The sequence below is a fragment of the Arthrobacter sp. FW306-06-A genome (assembly GCF_021870055.1).
Lineage (GTDB): Bacteria > Actinomycetota > Actinomycetes > Actinomycetales > Micrococcaceae > Arthrobacter.
Genome location: NZ_CP084552.1, coordinates 2,151,563 through 2,175,329 on the forward strand (window position 1 = coordinate 2,151,563; position 23,767 = coordinate 2,175,329).

19 protein-coding genes are annotated in these 23,767 nt (G+C 65.4%); 12 read left to right on the top strand and 7 right to left on the bottom strand.

All coding sequences use genetic code 11. The features are described 5' to 3' along the window. Positions 1–51: 51 nt before the first annotated feature. From LFT49_RS09865 to LFT49_RS09875, 3 genes are all read left to right on the top strand, one after another. Entirely contained in the window at positions 52–1,311 is a 1,260-nt protein-coding gene (locus LFT49_RS09865; RefSeq protein ID WP_272910834.1) for an inorganic phosphate transporter, read from the top strand. Beyond that, the gene (locus LFT49_RS09870) at positions 1,308–1,529 is read left to right on the top strand and encodes a hypothetical protein (protein WP_236802573.1); all 222 of its coding nucleotides are present in this window, start codon (positions 1,308–1,310) and stop codon (positions 1,527–1,529) included. The genes LFT49_RS09865 and LFT49_RS09870 overlap by 4 nt, the downstream gene beginning before the upstream one ends. 85 nt (positions 1,530–1,614) lie before the next feature. Further along, entirely contained in the window at positions 1,615–2,175 is a 561-nt protein-coding gene (locus LFT49_RS09875; RefSeq protein WP_237430391.1) for a dihydrofolate reductase family protein, read from the top strand. Positions 2,176–2,197: 22 nt separating this feature from the next. Here LFT49_RS09875 and LFT49_RS09880 read toward each other — a convergent pair whose 3' ends face one another. Then, complete coding sequence (locus tag LFT49_RS09880; protein WP_236802575.1) at positions 2,198–2,662, bottom strand: hotdog fold thioesterase; 465 nt, start codon at positions 2,660–2,662, stop codon at positions 2,198–2,200. A 217-nt stretch (positions 2,663–2,879) separates the two neighbouring features. On the opposite strand from LFT49_RS09880, the gene polA reads away from it, so the two are divergent. From polA to rpsA, 3 genes are all read left to right on the top strand, one after another. Next, on the top strand, positions 2,880–5,522 hold the full coding sequence (gene polA / locus LFT49_RS09885; RefSeq protein ID WP_237430498.1) for a DNA polymerase I: 2,643 nt from the start codon (positions 2,880–2,882) through the stop codon (positions 5,520–5,522). A 77-nt stretch (positions 5,523–5,599) separates the two neighbouring features. Further along, the gene (locus LFT49_RS09890; protein WP_237430392.1) at positions 5,600–6,895 is read left to right on the top strand and encodes a GNAT family N-acetyltransferase; all 1,296 of its coding nucleotides are present in this window, start codon (positions 5,600–5,602) and stop codon (positions 6,893–6,895) included. 241 nt (positions 6,896–7,136) lie between these two features. Next, entirely contained in the window at positions 7,137–8,612 is a 1,476-nt protein-coding gene (gene rpsA, locus LFT49_RS09895) for a 30S ribosomal protein S1 (RefSeq protein ID WP_236802578.1), read from the top strand. Between the two features lie 143 nt (positions 8,613–8,755). On the opposite strand, the gene LFT49_RS09900 is transcribed toward rpsA, so the two are convergent. Together LFT49_RS09900 and LFT49_RS09905 are read right to left on the bottom strand one after the other, a co-directional pair. After that, positions 8,756–9,253, bottom strand: a complete 498-nt coding sequence (locus tag LFT49_RS09900) for a GNAT family N-acetyltransferase (RefSeq protein WP_237430393.1) — start codon at positions 9,251–9,253, stop codon at positions 8,756–8,758. Beyond that, positions 9,237–9,947, bottom strand: a complete 711-nt coding sequence (locus tag LFT49_RS09905; RefSeq protein WP_237430499.1) for an IMPACT family protein — start codon at positions 9,945–9,947, stop codon at positions 9,237–9,239. Before LFT49_RS09905 ends, LFT49_RS09900 begins: the two co-directional genes overlap by 17 nt. A 242-nt stretch (positions 9,948–10,189) precedes the next feature. On the opposite strand from LFT49_RS09905, the gene LFT49_RS09910 reads away from it, so the two are divergent. The 3 genes from LFT49_RS09910 (at position 10,190) to uvrB (ending at position 13,968) form a co-directional block, all read left to right on the top strand. After that, positions 10,190–10,501: a hypothetical protein gene (locus LFT49_RS09910; protein WP_237430394.1), complete on the top strand. Its 312-nt coding sequence runs from the start codon at positions 10,190–10,192 to the stop codon at positions 10,499–10,501. Between the two features lie 48 nt (positions 10,502–10,549). Next, entirely contained in the window at positions 10,550–11,764 is a 1,215-nt protein-coding gene (gene coaE, locus LFT49_RS09915; protein ID WP_237430395.1) for a dephospho-CoA kinase, read from the top strand. A gap of 80 nt (positions 11,765–11,844) precedes the next feature. Continuing rightward, positions 11,845–13,968 carry an excinuclease ABC subunit UvrB gene (gene uvrB / locus LFT49_RS09920; RefSeq protein WP_236802586.1) on the top strand — a complete coding sequence of 708 codons (2,124 nt, stop codon included), beginning with the start codon at positions 11,845–11,847 and terminating at the stop codon, positions 13,966–13,968. Between the two features lie 109 nt (positions 13,969–14,077). Here uvrB and LFT49_RS09925 read toward each other — a convergent pair whose 3' ends face one another. Then, positions 14,078–15,400: an ABC transporter substrate-binding protein gene (locus LFT49_RS09925; RefSeq protein ID WP_237430396.1), complete on the bottom strand. Its 1,323-nt coding sequence runs from the start codon at positions 15,398–15,400 to the stop codon at positions 14,078–14,080. 347 nt (positions 15,401–15,747) lie between these two features. On the opposite strand from LFT49_RS09925, the gene LFT49_RS09930 reads away from it, so the two are divergent. After that, entirely contained in the window at positions 15,748–16,776 is a 1,029-nt protein-coding gene (locus LFT49_RS09930) for a TerC family protein (RefSeq protein ID WP_236802590.1), read from the top strand. A gap of 131 nt (positions 16,777–16,907) precedes the next feature. Next, positions 16,908–18,311 (top strand): MFS transporter, encoded by a 1,404-nt coding sequence (locus LFT49_RS09935; RefSeq protein ID WP_237430397.1) that lies wholly within the window; start codon positions 16,908–16,910, stop codon positions 18,309–18,311. On the opposite strand, the gene LFT49_RS09940 is transcribed toward LFT49_RS09935, so the two are convergent. The 3 genes from LFT49_RS09940 to LFT49_RS09950 all read right to left on the bottom strand — a co-directional run bounded on the left by LFT49_RS09940 (position 18,297) and on the right by LFT49_RS09950 (position 22,753). Beyond that, positions 18,297–19,562, bottom strand: coding sequence for an alpha/beta fold hydrolase (locus tag LFT49_RS09940; RefSeq protein ID WP_237430500.1), 1,266 nt, complete (start codon positions 19,560–19,562; stop codon positions 18,297–18,299). The two genes, LFT49_RS09935 and LFT49_RS09940, sit on opposite strands and share 15 nt — an antisense overlap. Positions 19,563–19,626: 64 nt before the next feature. Continuing rightward, positions 19,627–20,133: a GNAT family N-acetyltransferase gene (locus LFT49_RS09945; protein WP_237430398.1), complete on the bottom strand. Its 507-nt coding sequence runs from the start codon at positions 20,131–20,133 to the stop codon at positions 19,627–19,629. 76 nt (positions 20,134–20,209) lie between these two features. Then, the gene (locus LFT49_RS09950; RefSeq protein WP_237430399.1) at positions 20,210–22,753 is read right to left on the bottom strand and encodes a DEAD/DEAH box helicase; all 2,544 of its coding nucleotides are present in this window, start codon (positions 22,751–22,753) and stop codon (positions 20,210–20,212) included. Between the two features lie 95 nt (positions 22,754–22,848). On the opposite strand from LFT49_RS09950, the gene LFT49_RS09955 reads away from it, so the two are divergent. Beyond that, the gene (locus LFT49_RS09955; RefSeq protein WP_237430400.1) at positions 22,849–23,634 is read left to right on the top strand and encodes a trans-aconitate 2-methyltransferase; all 786 of its coding nucleotides are present in this window, start codon (positions 22,849–22,851) and stop codon (positions 23,632–23,634) included. Positions 23,635–23,767: the final 133 nt, after the last annotated feature.

The following is a 23,767-nucleotide window of genomic DNA, read 5'->3' on the forward strand; positions in this document are numbered from 1 at the left end:
CAGCCTGGTAAGTGAAACTGCTGAACGTCGACTCTGCAGATTGGGCAACAGGTGGATATCACCTTCATGGTGGCGCTGGTCATCGCACTGGCACTATTTTTCGACTTCACGAACGGCTTCCACGACACCGCGAACGCCATGGCAACGCCCATCGCGACGGGTGCCATCAAGCCCAAGACGGCCGTCGCCCTGGCGGCGGTGCTGAACCTCGTGGGCGCATTCCTTTCCACCGAGGTTGCCAAGACAATCTCCGGCGGCATCATCAGGGAGGGATCCGGCGGCGTCCAGATCACCCCGGAGATCATCTTCGCCGGGCTGATGGGTGCCGTCCTGTGGAACATGATCACCTGGCTCAAGGGCCTGCCGTCCAGTTCGTCGCACGCGCTGTTCGGCGGACTCATCGGCGCAGCCATCGTCGGCGCGGGTTTCAACTCCGTCAACCTTGAAACCCTGCTCCAGAAGGTCATCCTTCCCGCTGTTTTCGCTCCTGTCATTGCCGGCCTCGCCGCCTATGTCTGCACGCGCCTGGCCTACGCCCTGACCTCCCGCCACGATCCCGAGACGGGCACTAAGCTTACCCAGAAGCGCGGCGGGTTCCGCACCGGGCAGATCTTCACCTCCAGCCTGGTGGCCCTGGCCCACGGCACCAACGACGCCCAGAAGACCATGGGCATCATCACCCTGGTCCTGATCGCCGCCGGAACCCAGGCCCCCGGCTCCGGCCCCCAGCTCTGGGTGATCTCGGCCTGCGCCCTGGCCATCGCCATCGGCACTTACGCCGGCGGCTGGCGCATCATCCGCACCATGGGCTCGGGCCTGACCGAGGTCAAGCCCGCCCAGGGCTTCGCGGCGGAGACCAGTACAGCGTCCGCCATCCTCGCGTCCTCGCACCTGGGCTTCGCCCTTTCCACTACGCAGGTGGCCTCCGGCTCCGTGATCGGCTCGGGAATGGGCCGCCGCGGGACCACGGTCCGCTGGAACATGGTGGGCAAGATCGCCCTGGGCTGGCTCTTCACCCTCCCGGCCGCAGGCGTTGTCGGCGCACTGACCGCCCTCCTGGTGAAGACCGGCGCCGTGGGCGTCCTCATCGCCGCCGTCGCGGGCAGTGCGGCTGTCCTGTTCATGTTCTTCTACTCACGAAAGTCCTCCGTGAGCCACCAGAACGCCGTCGAGGTGGAGGAAGCCGGCCAGGCCGTCCGCTTCGCAAAGAAGAAGGCCCGGGCCGAAGCCAAAGCGAAAGCCAAGGCCGACGCAAAAGCCAGGGCAGAAGCAAGAGCAAAAGCAACCGACCGCAAGGAGACTCAACGATGAAGTGGTTGGAACTCCTGACCGTTGCAGGCGCCACCCTCGTGTCCGCGGCAATCGTGGTGACCCTCTACTCGCTGGGTGTCCGGTTCACAGCGATTGCCGCTGACGCCCAGCAGGCGTCCCCCGGCGTCAAGCGCTCCTTCGCCTATATCTGCTTTGGGTTGTGTGGCGTGGCAGTCCTCTTCGGGCTGTACCTGATCATCCCGTACTTCTCGAAGTAGCACTGCCCTTCTCCACGCAGCACTGCCGGGCCGGTGGCAGGGCCCGCTGATTGGCGGGGTTGCGGCGGCTCGCTAGGCTGGGCCCATGCCACGCATCCAGTACTTCGTTGCCGCATCCCTTGACGGCTTCATCGCCACCACCACAGACGACCTGGGTTGGCTGTTGCAGTTCGACGGTTTCGAGGGCGGAGCGGACAGCTACAACGACTTCATGTCCGGGGTGGGCTGCATCGTCATGGGCGGGGAAACCTTCGCCTGGTTGCAGGAGCACGAGCCGGGCAAGTGGCCGTACAACGGTACGCCCAGCTACGTGTTCACCCACCACGAATACCGTGCGCCGGAGGGTGCCGACATCACCTTTGTCCGCGGTGACGTCCAGGAATTCATTGCGGACTTCCGGCGTGCCGCCGGGGACAGAAACATCTGGGTGGTTGGCGGCGGCAACCTCGCGGCCCAGTTCGCCGACGCAGGCCTGCTGGATGAAATCATCCTCTCCGTCATTCCGGTGGTGCTGGGCGCAGGGAAGCGGCTGCTGCCCATGAAGGGCCCGACGCCGGCACTTGAGTTGGCTGCCTCCCGCACCCTGGGCAGGGGGATCGTCGAGCTGCGCTACCTGCTGCCCTCGGCTTCCGGCCCGCAGGCCTGAGCCCGAAAGCCCTGGGCCTGACTCAGGCGACGTTATCCCGGAGCATATTGGTGATCCGGGCGGTTGACAGGCGCCGTCCCTGCCCATCCGTCATGACGATCTCGTGGGTGGTCAATGTGCGTCCCAGGTGAATGGCGGTGCACGTGCCCGTCACCAAGCCCTCGGCGATGGACCGGTGGTGCGTGGCACTGACCTCGATGCCCACGGCGTGGCGGTCCGGTCCGGCATGCATTCCCGCGGCGAAGGAGCCCAAGGTTTCCGCCAGCACCACGTGCGCGCCGCCATGCAGGATCCCCGCCACCTGGGTGTTGCCCTCCACGGGCATGGTGGCAACGGTGCGTTCAGGGCTCATCTCCAGGAAATGGATGCCCATCTTCACCACCAGTGCGCCGACGCCGAACCTCCCCAGCCAGCCGTGCATGTGGTCGGGAATACCGGCAGCTGCCAGCTCTTCGGCGAAAGCGCCCGGCGTGAAATTGTCTGTCATGGCAACTAGGCTGGCACCTGTGAGTGAAACAACCAAACCGGCTCCCTTCCCGTCCCAGGCCATCGATGAGGGGGCTGCCCCGCAGTCCCGCTCCGCCGCCCCAAAGCCTGCTGCCAAGAGCGCCGCCCCCGCTGCCGGAGGGTCTGTTTCAGCTACCGAAGCGCCCGTCATTCCCATTACCGACCAGCCGCGGCTGCTGGTCCTGGACGGCCACTCCATGGCGTTCCGTGCATTCTTCGCCCTGCCCGCGGACAAGTTCTCCACCTCCAACGGCCAGCACACCAACGCCATCCACGGCTTCACCTCCATGCTGATCAACCTCATCAAGGAGCAGCAGCCCACCCACATCGCGGTCGCTTTCGACGTCTCGGACGAATCCACGCACCGGAAGACCGAGTACAGCGAATACAAGGGTGGCCGGAACGAAACACCGCGCGAGATGAGCGGCCAGATCGACCTCATCGCCCAGGTCATGGAAGCCTGGGGCATCAAGACCATCAAGATGCCGGGCTACGAAGCCGACGACATCCTGGCCACCCTTGCCGCCATGGGGGAAAAGGCAGGCTACGAGGTGCTGCTCGTCTCCGGCGACCGGGACGCCTTCCAGCTGATCACGGACAACGTCTTCGTCCTGTACCCGCGGAAGGGTGTCAGCGACATCCCCCGGATGGACGCCGCGGCCATCGAAGCAAAGTACTTCGTCAGCCCGTCCCGCTACTCCGATCTCGCAGCGCTGGTGGGGGAGACGGCGGACAACCTCCCGGGCGTGCCCGGCGTTGGCCCCAAGACGGCGGCCAAGTGGATCAACCAGTACGGCGGCCTGGAAGGCGTCCTGGAACACCTCGACGCCATTGGCGGGAAGGTGGGCGACGCACTCCGGGAGAACATCGAGAACGTCAAGCGCAACCGGCGGCTGAACCAGCTCCACACCGACCTCAACCTCCCCGTCACACTGGAGGACCTCCACGAGCCGCGCCCGGACCAGGCTGCCCTGGAGGACCTCTTCGACCAGCTTGAGTTCAAGGCCATCCGCGGTCGCCTGTTCGCCCTCTACGGCGACGCAGACACCCCCGCCGCCGAACGCGAAAGCATCGACACCCCGGAATACACCGCCCCTGCCGACGCCGCCGGACTGGCCGCCTTCCTGGCCGCAGGCGCCGGCCAGCGGTCCGCCCTAGCCGTCGACCTCGTCCCGGGCCGCATCGGCGAGGACGCCGCTGCGCTGGCCATCGTCCGCGGCGACGCCGCGGTCTACGTCGACCTCTCAAACCAGGACGCGGAGACCGAGAACGTGCTCGCGGCATGGCTGCGCGATCCTGAAGCGCCCAAGGTCATGCACGGTTTCAAGGCCGCGCTCAAGGCGCTGACGGCCCGCGGCCTGGAACTGGAGGGCGTGGTGGACGACACCTCCATTTCCGGCTATCTCATCCAGCCGGACCGCCGCACCTATGAACTCGCCGAGCTCGCCCAGCACCACCTCAACGTGGGAATTCCCGCTGCCACTGCCAAAGCCGGGCAGCTGGAACTGTCCTTCGACGGCGATGACAACGCCGCCGCCGATTCGCTCGTCCAGGCCGGCGCCGTCGTGCTGGCCCTGAGCCGCTACTTCGAGGACGAACTCAAGAGCCGCAAGGCGGAGGAGCTGCTGTCCACCCTTGAGCTGCCGGTCAGCCGCGTCCTGGCGGACATGGAACTCGCGGGCATCGCCGTCGACATGGACAAGATGGACGACCAGTTGGCCGACCTTGCCAGGGTGATCGACCAGGCCCAGGAACAGGCCTTCGCCGCCATTGGGCACGAGGTCAACCTGGGCTCGCCAAAACAGCTGCAGACGGTCCTGTTCGACGAACTGCAGCTGCCCAAGACCAAGAAGATCAAGTCCGGTTACACTACGGACGCCGCGTCGCTGAAGAACCTCCTGGAAAAGACCGGGCACGAGTTCCTGGTCCAGCTCATGGCGCACCGTGAGGCCGCCAAGCTGCGGCAGATGATCGAGTCGCTGAAGAAGTCCGTGGCGGAAGACGGCCGCATCCACACCACCTACGCGCAAAACGTTGCCGCCACGGGCCGGATCTCGTCCAACAACCCCAACCTGCAGAACATCCCCATCCGCAGCGAGGAAGGCCGGCGGGTCCGCGGGATCTTCGTCGTCAGCGATGGCTACGAATGCCTTCTCTCCGCAGACTACTCCCAGATCGAGATGCGCATCATGGCCCACCTCTCCGGGGACGCTGGGCTGATCCAGGCGTACAAGGACGGCGAGGACCTGCACCGGTTCGTCGGCTCCAACATCTTCCATGTCCCCACGGACCAGGTCACCAGCGCCATGCGCTCCAAGGTCAAGGCGATGTCCTACGGCCTTGCCTACGGATTGACCTCCTTCGGCCTGTCCAAGCAGCTGGAAATTTCCGTTGATGAGGCCCGTACCCTCATGAAGGACTACTTCGACCGCTTCGGCGCCGTGCGCGACTACCTCCGGGGCGTGGTGGACCAGGCCAGGGTTGATGGGTACACGGCCACCATCGAGGGACGCCGCCGCTACCTGCCGGACCTCACCAGCACCGACCGGCAGTTGCGTGAGAACGCAGAACGCATCGCGCTGAACAGCCCCATCCAGGGTTCGGCCGCGGACATCATCAAACGCGCCATGCTGGGAGTCCACGCCGAACTCCAGGCCCAGGGCCTGAAGTCCCGCATGCTGCTCCAGGTCCACGACGAACTGGTCCTGGAGGTGGCGGCAGGGGAGCGGCCTGCCGTGGAGAAACTGGTGACCGAGCAGATGGCCGCTGCCGCGGACCTCAGCGTCCCCCTGGAAGTCCAGATCGGCGTGGGACCCAGCTGGTACGACGCCGGCCACTAGCCCCGCCGCGGACGCCGGCGATATACGGCACCGTTTTTGCTGGTCAGGCGCCGGATCCATTGGCTAGGCTCGGGTAAATGGGTGATCTGAGCGGAAACTATGAAATCCGGCGCTTTCCTGCCGTGTCCAAAGGCAAAGACGGGTACGCCGAAGCCGAAACCTGGGGCAGGGCGGTGGGCTTCGGCTTCCATGACTCCACCCGCACCCCGGAGCACGTGGCGCGGTCCATGGCCACCTACGAGGTCGACCGCAGGATCTTCACCGGCGCCTACCAGACCGGAACACCGGCAGAGCACTCGCTCCCGGCCGAGGTGCCCGTGGCTACTTTCGGGACGTTCCGGAAAACCCTCAACATAGGTTTTGGCCGGATGCTGGAAGCCCAGATGGTTACCGCCGTCACCGTCCGGACTTCGCACCGCCGCCGCGGCCTGCTGCGGCGCATGATGACCGGGGATCTGCAGGCAGCCAAGGACGACGGCATCGCGGTGGCCGCCCTTACCGCCTCCGAAGGGAGCATCTACGGGCGGTTTGGTTACGGCGTGGCCAGCCTCGAGCGGACCGTCAAGGTGGACACCACGGCCCGGTTCAGCCTGCGCCACCACGCAACGGGAACCGTGGAGGTGGCGGACCCGAGGGTCCTGCTCGACGTTGCCCCTAAAGTCTTCGACCGCGTGCACCGCCACACCCCCGGCTCCCTCGGGCGCCAGGAGTGGTACTGGCTGCTCGCTTCGGGGTCGATGGGCCGTGACGGCAAGGAGGACCCCGCCATCAAGGCGGCTCTGCACTACGGCCCGGACGGCGGCGTGGACGGCTACGTGTCCTACAAGTTCGCCGGCTGGGAGACTACACCCGCCACCGTGGAGGTCGTGGACCTTGTTGCCGCCACGGATCATGCCTATCTGGAACTGTGGCAATACCTTGGCGCCATCGACCTCGTGGAACGTGTGTCCTGGAACGAGGCCCCGGTGGACGATCCCCTGGCCTGGGCGCTGGTGGACCCGCGGTGCATCGACGCCTCGGACAGCCGCGACATGCTCTGGCTCCGGATCCTCGACATCCCGCAGGCCCTGGCCGCCCGGCGCTACCCTGCGGACGGACGGCTGGTCCTCGAAGTGGGGGACCCACTGGGCCTCACCGGTGGAACTTTCGCGCTGGACGTCCAGGGCGGCGAGGCCGCCGTCGAACGTGTTCCAGCGGGGAAAGCAGACCTGGCACTGGACGTTTCGGCGCTGTCCTCCATCTACCTGGGCGGGATCAGCCCCGTGACGCTGAAGGCGGCAGGTGCCGTCTGCGAGGCAACTCCGGGCGCGGCCTTCAAAGCGCAGCAGCTGTTCGCGGTGGAGCGGCCCACCCACTGCCTGACGCACTTCTAATCAGCTGCGGGCCTGCCCCGCTTCCGCTTTGACCCGCATTGCCGGCAGCGACTAGAATAAACGGGCGTGTACCACGTGCACGCACTTGCTGCCCCTCGAGGTCGGCATTGAAAAGCAATCCACAAATCAGGATGACCCGGAGGATCCGTTTGGATCCACCGCGAATCGCGCCTGCGTTCCATAACGCGGGCGCGCCGGTTTTGCCTGACCGACTAACTATCCACAACGGAGCCCCTACTACATGACCATCACCTCCACCGAGAAGCCCGGTACCCCCGTAGTCGCGATTAACGACATCGGTACCGCTGAGGACTTCCTCGCAGCTGTCGACGCCACCATCAAGTACTTCAACGACGGAGATCTCGTCGAAGGTACCGTCGTCAAGGTCGACCGCGATGAAGTCCTGCTCGACATCGGTTACAAGACCGAAGGTGTCATCCCCTCCCGCGAGCTGTCCATCAAGCACGACGTTGATCCCGGGGACGTTGTTTCCGTCGGCGATCAGGTCGAAGCCCTGGTGCTCACCAAGGAAGACAAAGAAGGCCGCCTGATCCTCTCCAAGAAGCGTGCTCAGTACGAGCGTGCCTGGGGCGACATCGAGAAGGTCAAGGAAGAAGACGGTGTCGTCACCGGTACCGTCATCGAGGTTGTCAAGGGTGGTCTTATCCTCGACATCGGCCTGCGCGGCTTCCTGCCCGCATCCCTGGTCGAGATGCGCCGTGTGCGCGACCTGGCTCCGTACATCGGCCAGCAGATCGAAGCCAAGATCATCGAGCTGGACAAGAACCGCAACAACGTGGTCCTGTCCCGCCGTGCATGGCTCGAGCAGACCCAGTCCGAGGTCCGCTCCACCTTCCTCAACAAGCTGGAAAAGGGCCAGGTCCGTCCCGGCGTCGTTTCCTCCATCGTCAACTTCGGTGCCTTCGTGGACCTGGGCGGCGTAGACGGCCTGGTTCACGTTTCCGAGCTGTCCTGGAAGCACATCGACCACCCGTCCGAGGTTGTCGAAGTTGGCCAGGAAGTCACCGTCGAGGTCCTCGAGGTCGACCTGGACCGCGAGCGCGTCTCCCTGTCGCTCAAGGCTACGCAGGAAGATCCGTGGCAGACCTTCGCCCGCACCCACGCCCTGGGCCAGGTTGTTCCGGGTAAGGTCACCAAGCTGGTTCCGTTCGGTGCGTTCGTCCGCGTCGAAGACGGCATCGAAGGCCTGGTCCACATCTCCGAGCTGGCTGTCCGCCACGTCGAACTGGCCGAGCAGGTTGTCTCTGTTGGCGACGAACTGTTCGTCAAGGTCATCGACATCGACCTGGAACGCCGCCGCATCTCGCTGTCCCTCAAGCAGGCCAACGAGGGCGTCGACGCCGACAGCACCGAATTCGATCCCGCCCTGTACGGCATGGCCGCAGAGTACGACGAAGAGGGCAACTACAAGTACCCCGAGGGCTTCGACCCCGAGTCCAACGAATGGCTCGAGGGCTACGAGAACCAGCGCGCAGCTTGGGAGCAGCAGTACGCTGACGCCCAGGCCCGCTGGGAAGCACACAAGAAGCAGGTTGCCCAGCACGCTGCCGACGACGCTGCAGCTGCAACGTCCGGTGACAGCGATTCCGGCACCACCAGCTACTCCTCGGAGCCTGCTGCCACCGATTCCGGTGCCGGCACCCTGGCTTCGGACGAGGCACTTGCTGCCCTGCGTGAGAAGCTGACCGGCAACTAATTGCCGCCGGCCCGGACTCCCGGGCTGACAACAACAGACCCCCTGCCCACAAGGCAGGGGGTCTGTTGTTTAAGGCGCTGGACGACTGCCGGAAATGGGCCTGTCATCCCGCAAGGTGCTGCCGGTGTTCCCGCCTGGCGGCGCTAAAGCTCGAAGACGGCCAGGACCCTCCCGTCATCCTGCGTCAGTTCCGCGCCCGCGGCCGCCAGCAGCCTTTGGGCGCCCTGGTTTCCGACGAGGGTGCGGGCAGTGACGCGCTTCAGTCCGGCCCGGCGGGCCTCCGCCAGCACTAGGTCCAAGGCGGCGCTGCCAACGCCCCGGGAACGGAAGCTGCGGCCAAGCCAGATGCCGGTTTCCGCCGACGGGACGCCGGCGCCAGGGTTGCGCTTGAGGCGTACGGAACCGGCAATGTGGCCGCCGCTATAGACTGCCCAGGACTTTTCCGCGGCGGGGCCCTCCAGCCCGTCGGCTGCAGCGTGATGGTAGCTGAAGAACCAGGCGGTCCGCTCGAGGTTCCAGCCGGGGCCGCCCACCGGGGGGGCCACCTCATCGGGGGAGGCGTCACGCTTGGCCAGCTCCAGCAGTTGGTCCGCCACCGCCCGGTCAACGTCCACAAGGGTCACGTCAGTCGTGGGGTTCATCCACCCATTCCGTTCCGTCGGGAGTAAGCGTGGCGGACCCTGCCGTGAGCTGCAGGACCCGCTCCGTTGCGGCGGCGATGGCATCAGCGTCGTCGGGTACGGCAACCCGGAGCACGGTATGCCGGTCCTGGTAGGTGGTTTCCGCCATGACCATGCCGGCCGCACGCAGGTCGTTCTCCAGCCGCCCCGCTGCGGCGTGGGGCACGGCGGTGGAACATACGCGCCGCCTGCTGCGCCGGACCAGCGGTGCGAGGTCCAGGGACGCGGAGACTGATTCAGAGTACGCCCGGACCAGCCCTCCTGCACCAAGCAGGACCCCGCCAAAGTAACGTACGACGACGGCACTGACGTCGCTGAGGTCCGTCACCCCTGGGGCGGTTTCCCTCTTCAGGAGGGCTTCGAGCATGGGGATGCCGGCGGTCCCCGCAGGTTCGCCGTCGTCGCTCGACCGCTGGACGGTCCGGTCGGGGCCAATAACAAACGCCGAGCAGTGGTGGCGGGCGTCATGGAACTCGCGGCGAAGGCCTGCCACCAGGTCGCGGGCTTCGTCCTCGGTGCCGGCGCGGCGGAGCACGGTGATGAATCGCGAGCGCTTGACCTCAAGCTCGTGCCGGAAATCCTGCCCAGCTGCCAGTGTGGTGTAGGACGTGGCCCGGCTGTCTGCGTTGTCTGCTGATGGTTCCCCCGGTTTCAACACCGTTTCAGTCTATGGGGAGGCTGCGGGGTCGGCGATCCATGGGACGATCGCCCCTAACCGGCAGCCGCGCCCGGTAACTAGCATGGCCAGTGTCCGATGGCTGGGGCGGGCGGGACCAATTCACCGCAGGAAAGGGAAAGACCATGCCGAAGGTATCGAGGGCCACCGCTTCGTCACATCAGGTGTTGCCGGGATACGTGGACGCGTATGAACATGAGGTTGCAGGTTGGACTGTCAGCATGGAGAACAACTTCATCGACATGGACCAGGCGCTCTTCTTCAAAGGTGCCCCGAACGACCAGTGCCAGGCGCACCATGTGGGCTACGTACTTAAAGGAAGGTTCGGAGTCCGGCTGGCCGATGGCAGCGAAGAAATTTTCGAAGCAGGGGATGCGTTCGTCATCGAGCCCGGACACACACCCCTTTCGTTTGCAGGCAGCGAGTATTTGGCCTTCACGCCCACAGAAGAAGCAAAGCGGCAAACAGAGCTCATGATGCCCAACATCATGAAGTTCGCCCAGGAGCAGGGATTGCAGTTGCCGGTGCAATAAGAGCATGCCGTACGGTTCCGGCCCGTGTCGGTTCAGTAGGGTGGGAGGGTGCTGAAGATCGGGTTGACGGGCGGGATCGCCTCTGGGAAATCGGTGGTGGCCGCACGGCTGGTGGAACGCGGCGCCGTATTGGTGGACGCGGATGCCCTGGCCCGTGAGGTGGTTGAGCCCCGGACCGAGGGGCTGGATCGCATCGTCGCGGAGTTCGGGGCAGGGATGCTCGACGGCGACGGGCGGCTCAACCGGCCCCGGCTGGGCGAGGCGGTGTTCGGCAATCCGGAACGCCTGGCTGCGCTGAATGCCATCGTCCATCCCCTGGTGCGCGCCCGTGCCGCGGCCATCACGGCTGCCGCCGCCGATGACGCCGTCGTTGTCCAAGACATTCCCCTTTTGGTGGAGACCGGGCAGGGCGCCGCCTTCCACCTGATCGTAGTGGTGGACGCCCCCGACGATGTGCGGCTGCACCGCATGCAGGAGTTGCGGGGGATGACCGGGGAGGCGGCACTTTCCCGCATTGCTGCCCAGGCCACCAGGGAAGAGCGGCTGGCCGCCGCCGACGTCGTCCTGGACAACTCAGGGACCGTGCAGCAGCTGCTGGACCAGGTGGACGCGCTTTGGGACCGACGCCTGGTGCCGTTCGCCCACAACCTCGTGGAAGGGAAACGCGCACCGCGACCCGGCGGAGCGGTCCTGGAGCCGTACCGTACGGAGTGGGCGGAGTTGGCAAGCAGGATCGCAGCGAGGATTGCTGCAGCCGCGCCGGACCTCATCCTGGCGGTGGACCACGTCGGCTCCACTTCCGTTCCCGGCCTGGCCGCGAAGGACGTCATCGACCTGCAGGTGGCAGTGCGGGATTTGGAAGCCGCTGAAAAGCTTGCCCCGATGCTGGCCGCTGCCGGTTTTCCGGCCGTCCGTGGAGTGGAGGCCGACTCCCCGAAGCCCGGCGATCCCGACCAGTCGGCATGGTTGAAGCGGTTCCACGCCAACGCTGACCCGTGCCGTGCCGTGAATGTGCATGTCCGTGCCGCCGGCTCGGCGGGCTGGCGTTACGCGCTGATGTTCCGGGACTGGCTGCGGAACGAGCCCTCCGCGCTGAAGCTTTACGGCGACCACAAGGCGGACCTCGCAGCCCGTTTCGCCGGTTCGCCCACCACCAAGCCGTACGCCGACGCCAAGGAACCTTGGTTCACTGACGTTGCCTGGCCGCGGATGTCGGCGTGGGCTGAGGCAACCGGGTGGGAACCGCCGTCGTACCCGTCCTGACGCCGGCCCGGCGCAGGGATGGTGTTCGCCTGTAACGGACGGGGACGTCCAGTGTCACTGCCCGGTTGTAAATTAGATCCATGAGCCTTGCGCAGGAAGTCAAACGTGTTGTAGCGCCCTTCGAAGTCATCAGCGAATTCAAGCCCGCAGGGGACCAGCCCGCAGCCATCGCGGAGCTGACCGAGCGCATCAACAACGGTGAAAAGGACGTGGTGCTGCTCGGTGCCACGGGCACCGGTAAAAGCGCCACCACCGCCTGGCTCATTGAGCAGGTGCAGCGCCCCACCCTGGTGATGGTGCAGAACAAGACCCTCGCCGCGCAGCTGGCCAACGAGTTCCGTGAACTCCTGCCCAACAACGCGGTGGAGTACTTCGTCTCCTACTACGATTACTACCAGCCCGAAGCCTACGTGGCCCAGACGGACACCTTCATCGAGAAGGACTCCTCGATCAATGAGGAAGTCGAACGGCTCCGGCACTCGGCCACGAACGCCCTGCTGACCCGCCGCGATGTGGTGGTGGTGGCCACCGTCTCCTGCATTTACGGTCTGGGCACGCCGGAGGAATACATCGCCGGAATGGTCACGCTCCGCAAGGGCGCCGAGATGAACCGGGACGACCTCCTGCGGAAGTTCGTCGCCATGCAATACTCGCGCAACGACATGGACTTCCACCGGGGAACCTTCCGGGTGCGTGGCGATACCGTGGAAATCATCCCGATGTACGAGGAACTGGCTATCCGGATCGAGTTCTTTGGCGACGAGATCGAGAACATCCAGACCCTTCACCCGCTTACCGGCCAGGTTATTCGCGACGAAGAGGAGATGTACGTGTTCCCGGCATCGCACTATGTTGCCGGGCCGGAACGGATGGCGCGCGCCATCAAGCGGATCGAGGATGAACTGGCAGACCGGCTGAAGGTGCTGGAAAGCCAGAACAAGCTGGTGGAAGCACAGCGCCTGCGCATGCGCACCACGTACGACCTTGAAATGATGCAGCAGATGGGCTTTTGCAACGGCATCGAGAACTATTCGTCCCACATTGACGGGCGCGGGCCGGGCACTGCCCCGCATTGCCTCCTGGACTATTTCCCGGACGACTTCCTGCTGGTGGTGGATGAGTCCCACGTCACGATTCCCCAGATCGGGGCGATGTACGAAGGCGACATGTCGCGGAAGCGGAACCTGGTGGACTTTGGTTTCCGGCTGCCGTCCGCCATGGACAACCGGCCGCTGAAGTGGGACGAATTCCTGGAACGGGTAGGCCAGACCGTCTACCTTTCCGCTACTCCGGGCAAGTATGAGCTGGGCAAGGCCGACGGCTTCGTCCAGCAGATCATCCGGCCCACGGGCCTTGTCGATCCGGAGGTGGTGGTCAAGCCCACCAAGGGCCAGATCGATGACCTGCTCGGTGAAATCAAGACGAGGGTGGAGAGGAATGAACGGGTCCTGGTGACCACCTTGACCAAGCGCATGGCTGAGGACCTGACCGACTATCTCCTGGGCCACGGCGTCAAGGTGGAGTACCTCCACTCCGACGTGGATACCCTGCGGCGGGTGGAGTTGCTGCGCGAACTGCGGATGGGGTCCTTTGACGTCCTGGTGGGCATCAACCTGCTCCGTGAAGGCCTCGACCTTCCCGAGGTCTCCCTGGTCAGCATCCTGGATGCGGACAAGGAAGGCTTCCTGCGCTCGTCCACGTCGCTCATCCAGACCATCGGGCGTGCCGCCCGCAACGTGTCCGGCGAGGTGCACATGTACGCGGACCGCATCACTGACTCCATGGCCAACGCCATCGACGAGACCAACCGGCGGCGCGCCATCCAGGTGGCCTATAACAAGGAGCACGGCGTGGATCCGCAGCCGCTGCGGAAGAAGATTGCCGACATCACGGACCAGCTGGCCAAGGAAGACGCCGACACCGATGCGCTGTTGGGCAGCTTCGACTACGGCAAGGGCAAGCGCGGGATCACCGGGGCAACCAAACCCGGTGCCAAGGGAGCCAAGAAGGGTGCCGCCACGGTCCGGGCCGATGGGCTGGCGGCGGCCCCCGCCGAGGACCTGGTGGGCCTGATCGAGCAGCTGACGGAACAAATGCACGGAGCAGCCGCCGAACTGCAGTTCGAGGTGGCAGCCCGGATCCGCGACGAGGTCAGCGAGCTGAAGAAGGAACTGCGCCAGATGCAGGCCGCGGGCCACGCCTAGGCCGCACCTCTTCCCGCAACCGGCAGGGTACAGGCAACTGCCCAAGCACGAACGGCGGGCACCCGTCAGGGGGTGCCCGCCGTTTTCACCTATGGGCCGGTCCGGCCGCCTACTTCTTCCTGGCGGAGTCGATCATGTCCTTTGCTTCCTGCATAAGGCCCTTGGCTGCGTCCGAAGGTGACCTGCGGTCGAAAAGGACATCGCTGCTGTACCGCTGGATCAGCGCCTGCACTCCGGAAGAACCGGTGGGGGGTACGGGAGGGACGCCTTTCAGATCCGGCTTGATGTCCTTGAGGAACGCCGCCGCGGCTTTGTCCGCGGGCGTCAGCTGCGGGTCGATCGCTGTCTGGACTTCCGAGTTGGTGGGGAAGCCGCGCTCCGTCAGGATGGTCTTGGCCGCGTCCAGGTTGTTCAGCAGGTAGTTGACCACCTCGGAGGCTTCCTTGGGATGCTTGCTGCGTGAGGAAACCGACCAGAACATGGACGGCTTGTAGGACATGCCGTTGTCCTTGGCGCTGCCGGTGGAGCTGGGTGCGCGCAGGATCTTTACCTCAGTCTTCAGTGCGGACTGGAGCGCGTTGACCTGGTTGGTCCACCACCACGACATGGCGGTCTTGCCCGTGGCGAAGAGGGTTTGTTCAACCGGAGCGCTGATGTCCTCCGTGGCGATGTTGGCTGGAGCGGCTGCGCCCTTGTTCCGCAGGTTCAGCACATTCTCGAAGAAGGACGTCGCCGTGGCCTCCTTGAAGCCAAGGCCGCCGTCCGCCGAGTACAGCGACTCGCCGTGCTGCATGGCCCAAGTGTTCAGGTCAGAGTCCGTCAGCGAGTAGGAACTGCCGTAGTTGGTCTGGCCGGCCTTCGCCGCCGCGGCGGCGATCTGGGCAGCGGTCTTGGTGTAGTCATCCCAGGTCCAGGTTTTGTCATCCGGGATCGGGACGCCGTAGTCCTGGAACATCTTGGTGTTGACCATCACGGCCTTGGCATTTTGGCCGGTGCTAAGGCCGTACTGCTTGCCGTCCACCTGCCCGGACTTCAGGGCGTCCTGGTCAATTTTGGAAGTGTCGATGTTGCCCTGCTTTGACAGGTCCAGCAGTGCCCCGCGGCCACCGTATTCTGCGATGTAGGCCTGGTCCATCTGGATCACGTCGGGGGAGTCGTTGGCGGCGGTGGTGGTGGCAAGCTTGTCCCAGTAGCTGCTCCACACCCCCGGCTCGGCCTGGATCTTGATGTTGGGATGCGACGCCTGGAAGGCATCGATGACCTGCTGCGTCTGTTTGTTCCGCAGGTCGTTGCCCCACCATGTGAAGCGGACGGTGACATTGCCGCCGCTGTCGCTGGAGGAGGCGGAGGAGCAGCCGGTAGCCAGCAGGGCTACCGTGGCGGCGGTGGCAAGGGCCTTGGCCACCATGCTGGTGCGAAGTGGAGTCTTCATTGACCAACCTTGACTTTCTGAAAGAACACTAGGTCGACATGAGAAAGCGTTTTCTCACTGCCCGTGATTATTTCAAGTGGCATAAGGCCTGGTCAATGGTTTTTGGGAAACCGTTATCCCGTGCGTCCGCCGAGGCTGCGCAGGGACGTCATCCCGGACGGGCTGGGGTAGAGTTATAGGCACGTAGGGGAGTATCCCAAGCGCTACGATCGTCAACACGCAGGGCACAGTTGCCCTGCCGGGCGTAGCGGGCCACCACATCAGCACCAAGTGCCACAGCAGCACGGGGAGCGCAGGCAGGCCGGAGAGACTTACACCATTTTGTGTACCCTGCGAAAGGCTGCCCTGTGCTCGACTTGCCCGTATGGTTCGAGGTTGGCTCATTTGCCGTCCTCGGCCTGATTCTCCTGATCGATCTCCTCTTGGTGGTGCGGCGGCCGCACGAACCGTCCATGAAGGAGGCGGGACTGTGGGTGGCCTTCTACGTCACGCTCGCCCTGGCCTTTGCCGGCGCCATGTTCGCTTTCACCGGCCCTGAATTCGGCAGCCAGTTCGTTGCCGGCTGGGTCACGGAGTACAGCCTCAGCATTGACAACCTGTTCGTGTTCATCATCATCATGGCCAGGTTCTCCGTCCCGCGGAAATACCAGCAGGAAGTGCTGATGGTGGGCATCATCATCGCGCTCATCCTGCGCGGCATCTTCATCCTGCTGGGCGCCGTCGTCATCAACCAGTTCAGCTGGGTGTTCTACATCTTCGGCGCCTTCCTGCTCTGGACGGCTTGGAAGCAGGCCCAGGACGAAGGCGAAGAGGAAGAAGACCGCGAGAATCCGCTGATTGCCAAAATCCGCAAGGTCATCCCCATGTCGGAGAAGTTCGACGGCGGCAAGTTGCGGACCGTGGTCAACGGCAAGAAGGTTTTCACCCCCATGGTGATCGTTTTCATCACGATCGGCCTGACGGACCTGCTGTTCGCCGTGGACTCCATCCCGGCGATCTTCGGGCTGACCCAGAGTCCCTTCATTGTCTTCACCGCCAACCTCTTCGCCCTGATGGGCCTGCGGCAGCTCTACTTCCTGCTCGGCGGCCTGATGAACCGGCTGATCTACCTCAAGCACGCGCTGTCGGTCATCCTGGCGTTCATTGGCGTCAAGCTGGTCCTGCACGCCATGCACGTCAACGAGCTGCCGTTCATCAACGGTGGCCAGCACATCGAGTGGGCGCCGGAGATCCCCACCTTCGTCTCGCTCGCCGTCATTGTGGGCACCATCGTCATTGCCGTGGTCGCCAGCCTGCTCAGCTCCAAGGCCAAGGTTGCCGAAGTTGATCCCCGGCTTGAAGAAGACGCCCGGAAGAGCCACAGCGACGCCGAATAGGGCTGCGCCGCACGAAGCAATCCGGGTAGTCCCGGCCGCCCAGGCGGCCGGGACTACCCGCTTAAAACGTTGGTAGCAGCAACGGCTCAAAACCCCTGTAGGGCTCCCCGGGACAGGTCTATGCTCGAAACATGGCCCGCACACCCGTGAAGGATCAGGGCGTGCTCCAAGTGCAGCGGCGCACCGTTGTGCTTTTGAGCGCGGCCCAAGTGTTCGGCGGACTCGGGACGGGAGCAACCGTGTCCATCGGCTCCATCCTGGCCGTCGAACTTTCGGGGTCCAGTGCGTGGGCCGGGTCTGTTGCCACCGTGATGACGCTCGGGGCAGCGGCCGCAGCGCTGCCGCTGGCGTCACTGGCCGAACGGCGCGGCCGCCGCGTGGGCCAGGTGGCCGGCCTCTCCGCCGCGCTGGCGGGTGCGGTGCTCATGGTGCTGGCCGTTATTTCCGGGTCCTTCATCGTGCTGGTCCTGGGAGCAGCAGGGATCGGCGTGGGAACCGCGGCGAGCCTGCAGGCCAGGTTCGCCGCAGTCGATCTCGCTGCCGCCGGGCACCGCGGCCGGGCACTGTCCACCGTCGTCTGGGCAGTGACCGTTGGTGCCGTTGCCGGGCCGAATCTCATCCAGCCCGGCACGGCCGTTGGAGCGGCACTGGGCCTGCCGCCTATCGCAGGACCTTTCGTGATCTCCGTGGCCGGGCTCCTGATCGCCACCGTGCTCGTGTTCGCCGGCCTCCGCCCGGACCCGCTCCTGCTGGCACGCGAACTCGCTGCCGCCAACAGCAACAAGGATCAGCCCGCGGGCCATGAACCGCCGGCTCCGGCGGTTCATGGGCCGCACTCGGGCGCTCCCGGGCCTGGTGTCCCCGGGCAGGATGTCCACGCCGCGCCGCAGACCGTCGCAGGCTCCCTTGGCCGCGGACTGCAGGCCATCCGGAGTTCCCGGACGGCGCTGCTGGCCGTGACCGGAATCGTCGCCGCCCATGCCGTGATGGTGGGCGTGATGTCCATGACGCCGCTGCACCTTCAGCACTTGGTGGAGGGTCCCGGTCCGCATGCAGGGCATGCCGAAGGTGATGTGCTGGTCATCATCGGCTTCACCATTTCACTGCATATTGCCGGGATGTTCGCGCTCTCCCCGGTGATGGGCTGGCTGACGGACCGGGCAGGCCGGATCGAGACCATCATGATCGGTTTCTCGGTGCTGGTCGCAGCAGTCGCGATTGCAGGATTCGGGCAGTCCTCAACTGCCGCCGTGGCTGCCGGGCTCGTCCTGTTGGGCGTGGGGTGGTCGGCGGCCACCATCTCGGGGTCCACGCTGCTGGCGGACAGTGTCGGGCGGGATGCCAGGGTAGCGGTGCAGGGCGTCTCCGACATGCTGATGGGCGCTGCGGGAGCCTTGGGCGGCGCGTTGTCGGGACTGGTCCTGGGCTACGCCGGTTACTTGGGTCTGAACCTGCTGGGCGGAACCATTGGCGCGGCAGTCCTGGCCGCCGCCGTCGTCACCCGGACGTCGCACCGCCGGTCAGCGGCCGCCTGACCGCGCCATTCCCAGCAGGCGGGCGAAGATCCTCTCGCCGTCGTCGGCGATCCCGTCATGATGGAAATCGGCCGTCTCCCAGACCTGCAGGCCCTGCACCGCTGCCGCAGCGCGCAGGGAGAGGTCCCGGTCCACGTAGATGTCGTCGGAGTACACCGCCGCCGCAACGGGAACAGTGTTGGCGGCAAGCACGCTCAGGTCGTAAAGCGGCTGCCAATCCTGCCTGCAAGCCAGCAGTTCCGCGACTTCGCGCAGGGGCTGGAGGGCCGGGTCCTGTTCGAAATACCACGGGTACACCATCTCGCCAGTCAGCAGCAGCGGCTCGGCGTCCGGCCTGAACCACGGGTTCTCGGCGAGCATCCGCCAGGCGGACCAATTCGTGGCCTGCCCCTGGCCATAGATGGATTCGTGCATCAGGGCGTACAGCGGGTTGGAACGGCGGGACACGACGCCCTGGAGCTGGTCCAGGAACGTGTCCGAAAGCCTTGGCCCGCCGGCGGTCTCCACGAAGGCGTCCTCCAGCAGGTAGTGCAGGCCGTCCACCCGGGTGTTGCCGCCCAGGAATGCCCCCGCCATCTGGAACCGTTCCACGGTCAGCGGCACGCCGTCGGGCATCAACTCGGTTGTGGAGCGCAGGTGGCGGGCGATCCGTTCCACCCTCTTCCGGTCCTCCGGATACCAGCTGAAGTATTCCTCGTTCCGCGCCGCCACGCGCTGGTACGTGGCCCGGTACACGTCGTCCGCGCTGCCGGTGAGCGGTGCAAGGCCGCCGGTGATGAGGACTTCGCGCAGTCCCTCCGGCGCGAAGGACAGGTACGTCAGGGCACAAAAGCCGCCGTAGCTTTGGCCGTAGATGGTCCAGGGTTCGGAGCCAAGGGCCGTGCGGATCAGCTCCGCGTCCGCCACGATCGAGTCTGCCCTGAAATGCTCCAGGTAGGCGGCCTGCGCGGCTGCGGAGCCGCGGCCAGGCAGGGTGGTGCGGTCGAGGGGAGAGGAGAGTCCGGTGCCGCGCTGGTCCAGCATCAGGATCCGGAAGTCCTGCGCGGCTGCTTTGCTCCAGCCGCCCAGGGAACCCCATCTGTTCCCGCGTCCGCCGGGGCCGCCCTGCAGGAACAGGAGCCACGGCAGCCCGCTGGCCGCCTCCTCACTGTGTGCGGCGGAGACGTACTCGCGGGCGAAAACCGTGATGGTCTCGCCGGAGGGTTCCGAATGGTCCAGCGGGACGGTGAAGTAGTGCTCCACCGTGCGCATGCCGCGGAATTCGTGCCTTGCCCTTACCTCGTGCCGGACCGCCGCGGCCGGGACGCGCTGCACGTTAACCACGGGCGGGAGCCGGAAGGGAAGCTGCCCGGCCAAACAGGTCCAGCGCCTCGCCGGTAAGCCGGAAGGTGGACCAGCCGTCCATGGGGCGGGCACCGAGGCGGCGGTAGAAATTGATGGAGGGTTCGTTCCAGTCCAGGACGCTCCATTCCACCCGTGCGTAACCGTTCTCGACGGCGATTGCGGCAAGGTGCTGCAGCAGCGCTTTGCCGTGCCCGTCGCCGCGGGCTTCCGGGCTGACGTAGAGGTCCTCCAGGTAGATCCCGTGCACGCCCTCCCAGGTGGAGTAGTTCAGGAACCACAGTGCGAAGCCCTGCACGTCGCCTGCATCATCTTCGGCCATGGCGGCGAAGACGCGGGGGTTGTCGCCAAAGAGCGCCTGCTCCAGCAGTTCCGGGGTGTTCCGGACAGCGTCGGGTTCCTTCTCGTAATGCGCCAGTTCATGGATCATCCGGAGGATGGCGGGGACGTCGTGCCGGGTTGCGGGGCGGATTACACTCATGGTCCGAGCTTACCGCCGGCACCGGCAAGGCCCCAGCAGGCCGCTTGAGACCGCCCGGGAACGCAGGCGGCCGGCGTCAGAGGCGGTTTACCTCCGTGACCCTGACCATGGCCGTTCCGGTCGCATCCGACTCTGCCAGGTCCACCTCCGCCGAGATCCCCCAGTCGTGGTTGCCCGCCGGATCGTCGAAGATCTGGCGGACCTTCCAGGTCCCCGGTTCCTCGGTGATCATCAGCAGGGCGGGGCCGCGCGCATCGGGACCCGTCCCGATGTCGTCGTGTTCGTCGAAGTAGTCGTCCAGTGCGTCCTCCCAGCGTTCGGCACCCCAGCCGGAGCCGCTGTCGAGCTCTCCCAAAGCCGCGGAATCCTCATCGGCGAACAACTCCACCCGGCGGAACATTTCGTTGCGCACCATCACCCGGAACGCGCGGATGTTGGACGTGAGCGACGGCGGCGGGGGCGGCGGTGCGTCGTGCGGCGTAGGGGCCGCGCCGGAAGCCAGCTCCTCCCACTCGTCCAGGAGGCTGGAGTCCACCTGCCGCACCAGCTCGCCCAGCCACGCGACGAGGTCTTCAAGGTCCTCCCGAAGCATGTCCTGCGGGACGGTCTGGCGCAGCGCCTTGAAGGCGTCGGCGAGGTACCGCAGCACAATCCCTTCGGACCGGGCCAGGCCGTAGAACTGGACGAATTCGCCGAAGTTCATGGCCCGTTCGTACATGTCGCGGACTATCGACTTGGGCGCGAGCTCAAAGTCTCCCACCCACGGCGCGGCCTTCCGGTACACCTCGAACGCTTCACCCAGGATCTCCGCAAGCGGCTGGGGATAGGTCACCTCATCCAGCATGGCCATCCGCTGGTCGTAGTCGATACCGTCGGCCTTCATGGCGGCCACCGCTTCGCCGCGGGCCTTCTTCTGCTGCGCGGAGAGAATCTGGCGGGGCTTCTCCAGGGTCGCCTCGATCACGGACACCACATCCAGGGCGTACGACGGCGACTCCGGGTCAAGGAGGTCCAGCGCAGCAAGCGCGAAGGGGGAGAGCGGCTGGTTCAGGGCGAAGTTTGGCTGCAGGTGCACGGTCAGCCGGACAGTGCGGCCATCGGGGCCCTGTTCCTCCGGCGGAATCCGCTCGATCACCTCGGCGGCCAGCAGTTCCCGGTAGATCCCCAGCGCCTTCTTCATCAGCCGCAGCTGCGAGGGGCGTGGCTCATGGTTCTCGGTCAACAGCCGCCTGGCCGCCGCGAACGGATCCCCGGGCCTTTCCATCAGGTTCATCAGCATGGCGTGCGTCACCGTGAAACTCGACGTCAACGGATCCGGCACAGACTCCACGAGCCGCTTGAACGTCGGCTCGCCCCAGGAGACGAACCCCTCGGGCGGTTTCTTTTTCACCACCTGGCGCAGCTTCTTTTGGTCGTCTCCGAACTTGGCCGTGGCCTTGGCCATCGCCTTCACGTTCTCGATCACGTGCTCGGGAGCCTGCACCACCACCGTCCCGGCGGTGTCATAACCCGCCCGGCCTGCCCGGCCCGCAATCTGGTGGAACTCACGCGAATTAAGCAGCCGGGTGCGGACGCCGTCGTACTTGCTCAGGGCCGTGAGCAGCACCGTCCGGATGGGCACGTTGATGCCCACGCCCAGCGTGTCCGTGCCGCAAATAACCTTCAGCAGCCCCGCCTGGGCAAGCTGCTCCACCAGCCGGCGGTACTTTGGCAGCATGCCGGCATGGTGCACGCCGATTCCGTGGCGCACCAGCCTGTTCAGCGTCTTCCCAAACCCTGCGGCGAACCGGAAGTTGGCGATCAGCTCCGCGATCTTGTCCTTTTCCTCCCGGGTGCACACGTTGATGCTCATCAGGTTCTGGGCGCGGTCAATCGCTTCGAGCTGGCTGAAGTGCACCACGTAGACAGGCACCTGCCGGGTGGACAGCAGTTCCTCCAGGGTCTCGTGGACGGGAGTCTGGTGGTAGTAGTAATGCAGCGGAATGGGACGCTCCGCCGAGCTCACCGTGGTGGTGGCGCGGCCGGTCAGCGCGGTCAGTCCCTCCTCGAACCTGGTGACGTCGCCAAGTGTGGCGGACATCAGCAGGAACTGGGCCTGCGGAAGCTCAAGGAGGGGGACCTGCCAGGCCCAGCCGCGCTGCGGATCGGAGTAGAAGTGGAACTCATCCATGATCACGGCACCGAGCTCCGCCGCCGGGCCCTCCCGCAGCGCGATGTTGGCCAGGATTTCCGCCGTGCAGCAGATGATGGGCGCGTCCTGGTTCACCCCGGAGTCACCGGTGATCATGCCCACGTTATCGGCGCCGAAAATATCGCAAAGTGCGAAGAATTTCTCGGACACCAGGGCTTTGATGGGGGCGGTGTAGTAGCTGCGCCGGCCCTGGGCCATGGCTTGGAAGTGCGCGGCGATGGCCACCAGCGATTTACCCGAGCCTGTGGGCGTCGCCAGGATGACGTTGGCGCCAGTTGCCAGCTCCATGATGGCCTCATCCTGCGCCGGGTACAGCGACAGGCCCCGGCTTTCCGTCCACTCCACAAACCGCGTGTAAAGGGTGTCGGGATCGACGGCGGCGGCCGGGTTGGGAGTGGACAGATCGGTCAGCTGGTCAACGAGTTTCATTGAGTTCAACCTTAGTGCCACGTTGCGGAGGGACCAGGCGTACCTGCCGGGTTAGGCTACGGCTTGCCCGTGTGCGTCAGAACCTGGAGATATTCATGAAATGGGACCCCGCAAAGTACGTCGAGTTTGACGACTACCGGAACAGGCCGTTCTTCGACCTCACGGCAAGGATCCACGCGGAGGGGCCCGCGCAGGTGGTGGACCTTGGCTGCGGGCCCGGGAACCTTACGGCAACACTGGTCGAGCGCTGGCCGGGCGCCAAGGTGGTGGGCCTGGACTCTTCCGCGGAGATGCTGGCAAAGGCCGCCCCGCTGGCGGCGAAGATTCCTGCCCTGACATTTGAGCAGGCGGACATTGTGGACTGGATGCCGGCCCCCGCGACGGACGTCGTGGTGAGCAATGCCGCCTTGCAGTGGGTCCCGGGGCACCAGGACCTGATGCGGAAGTGGCTCGACGCCCTCCGGCCCGGCGCCTGGTTTGCCATGCAGGTGCCCGGGAACTTCAACGCCCCTTCGCACGCCCTGATGCGGGAACTCGCAGCCTCGGACAACTGGGCGTCCAAGCTGGACGGGGTGCTGCGGGGCGGGGAAACGGTGGGGGAGCCCGAAGACTACCTGGGCGTCCTGCTCGACGCCGGTTTCGCGGCTGACGCGTGGGAAACCAGCTACCAGCAGGTGCTCCACGGCCAGGACCCGGTGCTGGAGTGGGTCAGGGGCACGGCGCTCCGGCCGGTCATGGCCGCCCTTCACGAAGATGACGCCAAGCGCTTCGAATCCGAGTATGCCGCCGCCCTGCGGGACGCCTACCCCCAGGGCGTCCACGGCACCGTCTTCCCGTTCCGCCGGATCTTCGCAGTGGGCCGCAAGGATGTCGACGGATAGTTTTCACCCCCGTCACATGCCGTGACAGAAATGAAAAGTGATGTGGCTTACAATGGCGTCTGTGGTTTAGGGGTCAAGCCGCTGGCCCCCTTTTCGGCCGAACGCACATACAGGGGGTATTTTGCTGGTCGGA

What these genes read in the sequence shown, in the direction of transcription:
- LFT49_RS09890 (WP_237430392.1), top strand. Translation starts at nt 5,600, where the DNA reads ATGGGTGATCTGAGCGGAAACTATGAAATCCGGCGCTTTCCTGCCGTG.
- polA (WP_237430498.1), top strand. Translation starts at nt 2,880, where the DNA reads ATGGCGTTCCGTGCATTCTTCGCCCTGCCCGCGGACAAGTTCTCCACC.
- LFT49_RS09900 (WP_237430393.1), bottom strand. Translation starts at nt 9,253, where the DNA reads ATGAACCCCACGACTGACGTGACCCTTGTGGACGTTGACCGGGCGGTG.
- LFT49_RS09910 (WP_237430394.1), top strand. Translation starts at nt 10,190, where the DNA reads ATGGAGAACAACTTCATCGACATGGACCAGGCGCTCTTCTTCAAAGGT.
- rpsA (WP_236802578.1), top strand. Translation starts at nt 7,137, where the DNA reads ATGACCATCACCTCCACCGAGAAGCCCGGTACCCCCGTAGTCGCGATT.
- LFT49_RS09880 (WP_236802575.1), bottom strand. Translation starts at nt 2,662, where the DNA reads ATGACAGACAATTTCACGCCGGGCGCTTTCGCCGAAGAGCTGGCAGCT.
- LFT49_RS09940 (WP_237430500.1), bottom strand. Translation starts at nt 19,562, where the DNA reads ATGCGCACGGTGGAGCACTACTTCACCGTCCCGCTGGACCATTCGGAA.
- LFT49_RS09925 (WP_237430396.1), bottom strand. Translation starts at nt 15,400, where the DNA reads ATGAAGACTCCACTTCGCACCAGCATGGTGGCCAAGGCCCTTGCCACC.
- LFT49_RS09875 (WP_237430391.1), top strand. Translation starts at nt 1,615, where the DNA reads ATGCCACGCATCCAGTACTTCGTTGCCGCATCCCTTGACGGCTTCATC.
- LFT49_RS09870 (WP_236802573.1), top strand. Translation starts at nt 1,308, where the DNA reads ATGAAGTGGTTGGAACTCCTGACCGTTGCAGGCGCCACCCTCGTGTCC.
- uvrB (WP_236802586.1), top strand. Translation starts at nt 11,845, where the DNA reads ATGAGCCTTGCGCAGGAAGTCAAACGTGTTGTAGCGCCCTTCGAAGTC.
- LFT49_RS09955 (WP_237430400.1), top strand. Translation starts at nt 22,849, where the DNA reads ATGAAATGGGACCCCGCAAAGTACGTCGAGTTTGACGACTACCGGAAC.
- LFT49_RS09935 (WP_237430397.1), top strand. Translation starts at nt 16,908, where the DNA reads ATGGCCCGCACACCCGTGAAGGATCAGGGCGTGCTCCAAGTGCAGCGG.
- LFT49_RS09950 (WP_237430399.1), bottom strand. Translation starts at nt 22,753, where the DNA reads ATGAAACTCGTTGACCAGCTGACCGATCTGTCCACTCCCAACCCGGCC.
- LFT49_RS09945 (WP_237430398.1), bottom strand. Translation starts at nt 20,133, where the DNA reads ATGAGTGTAATCCGCCCCGCAACCCGGCACGACGTCCCCGCCATCCTC.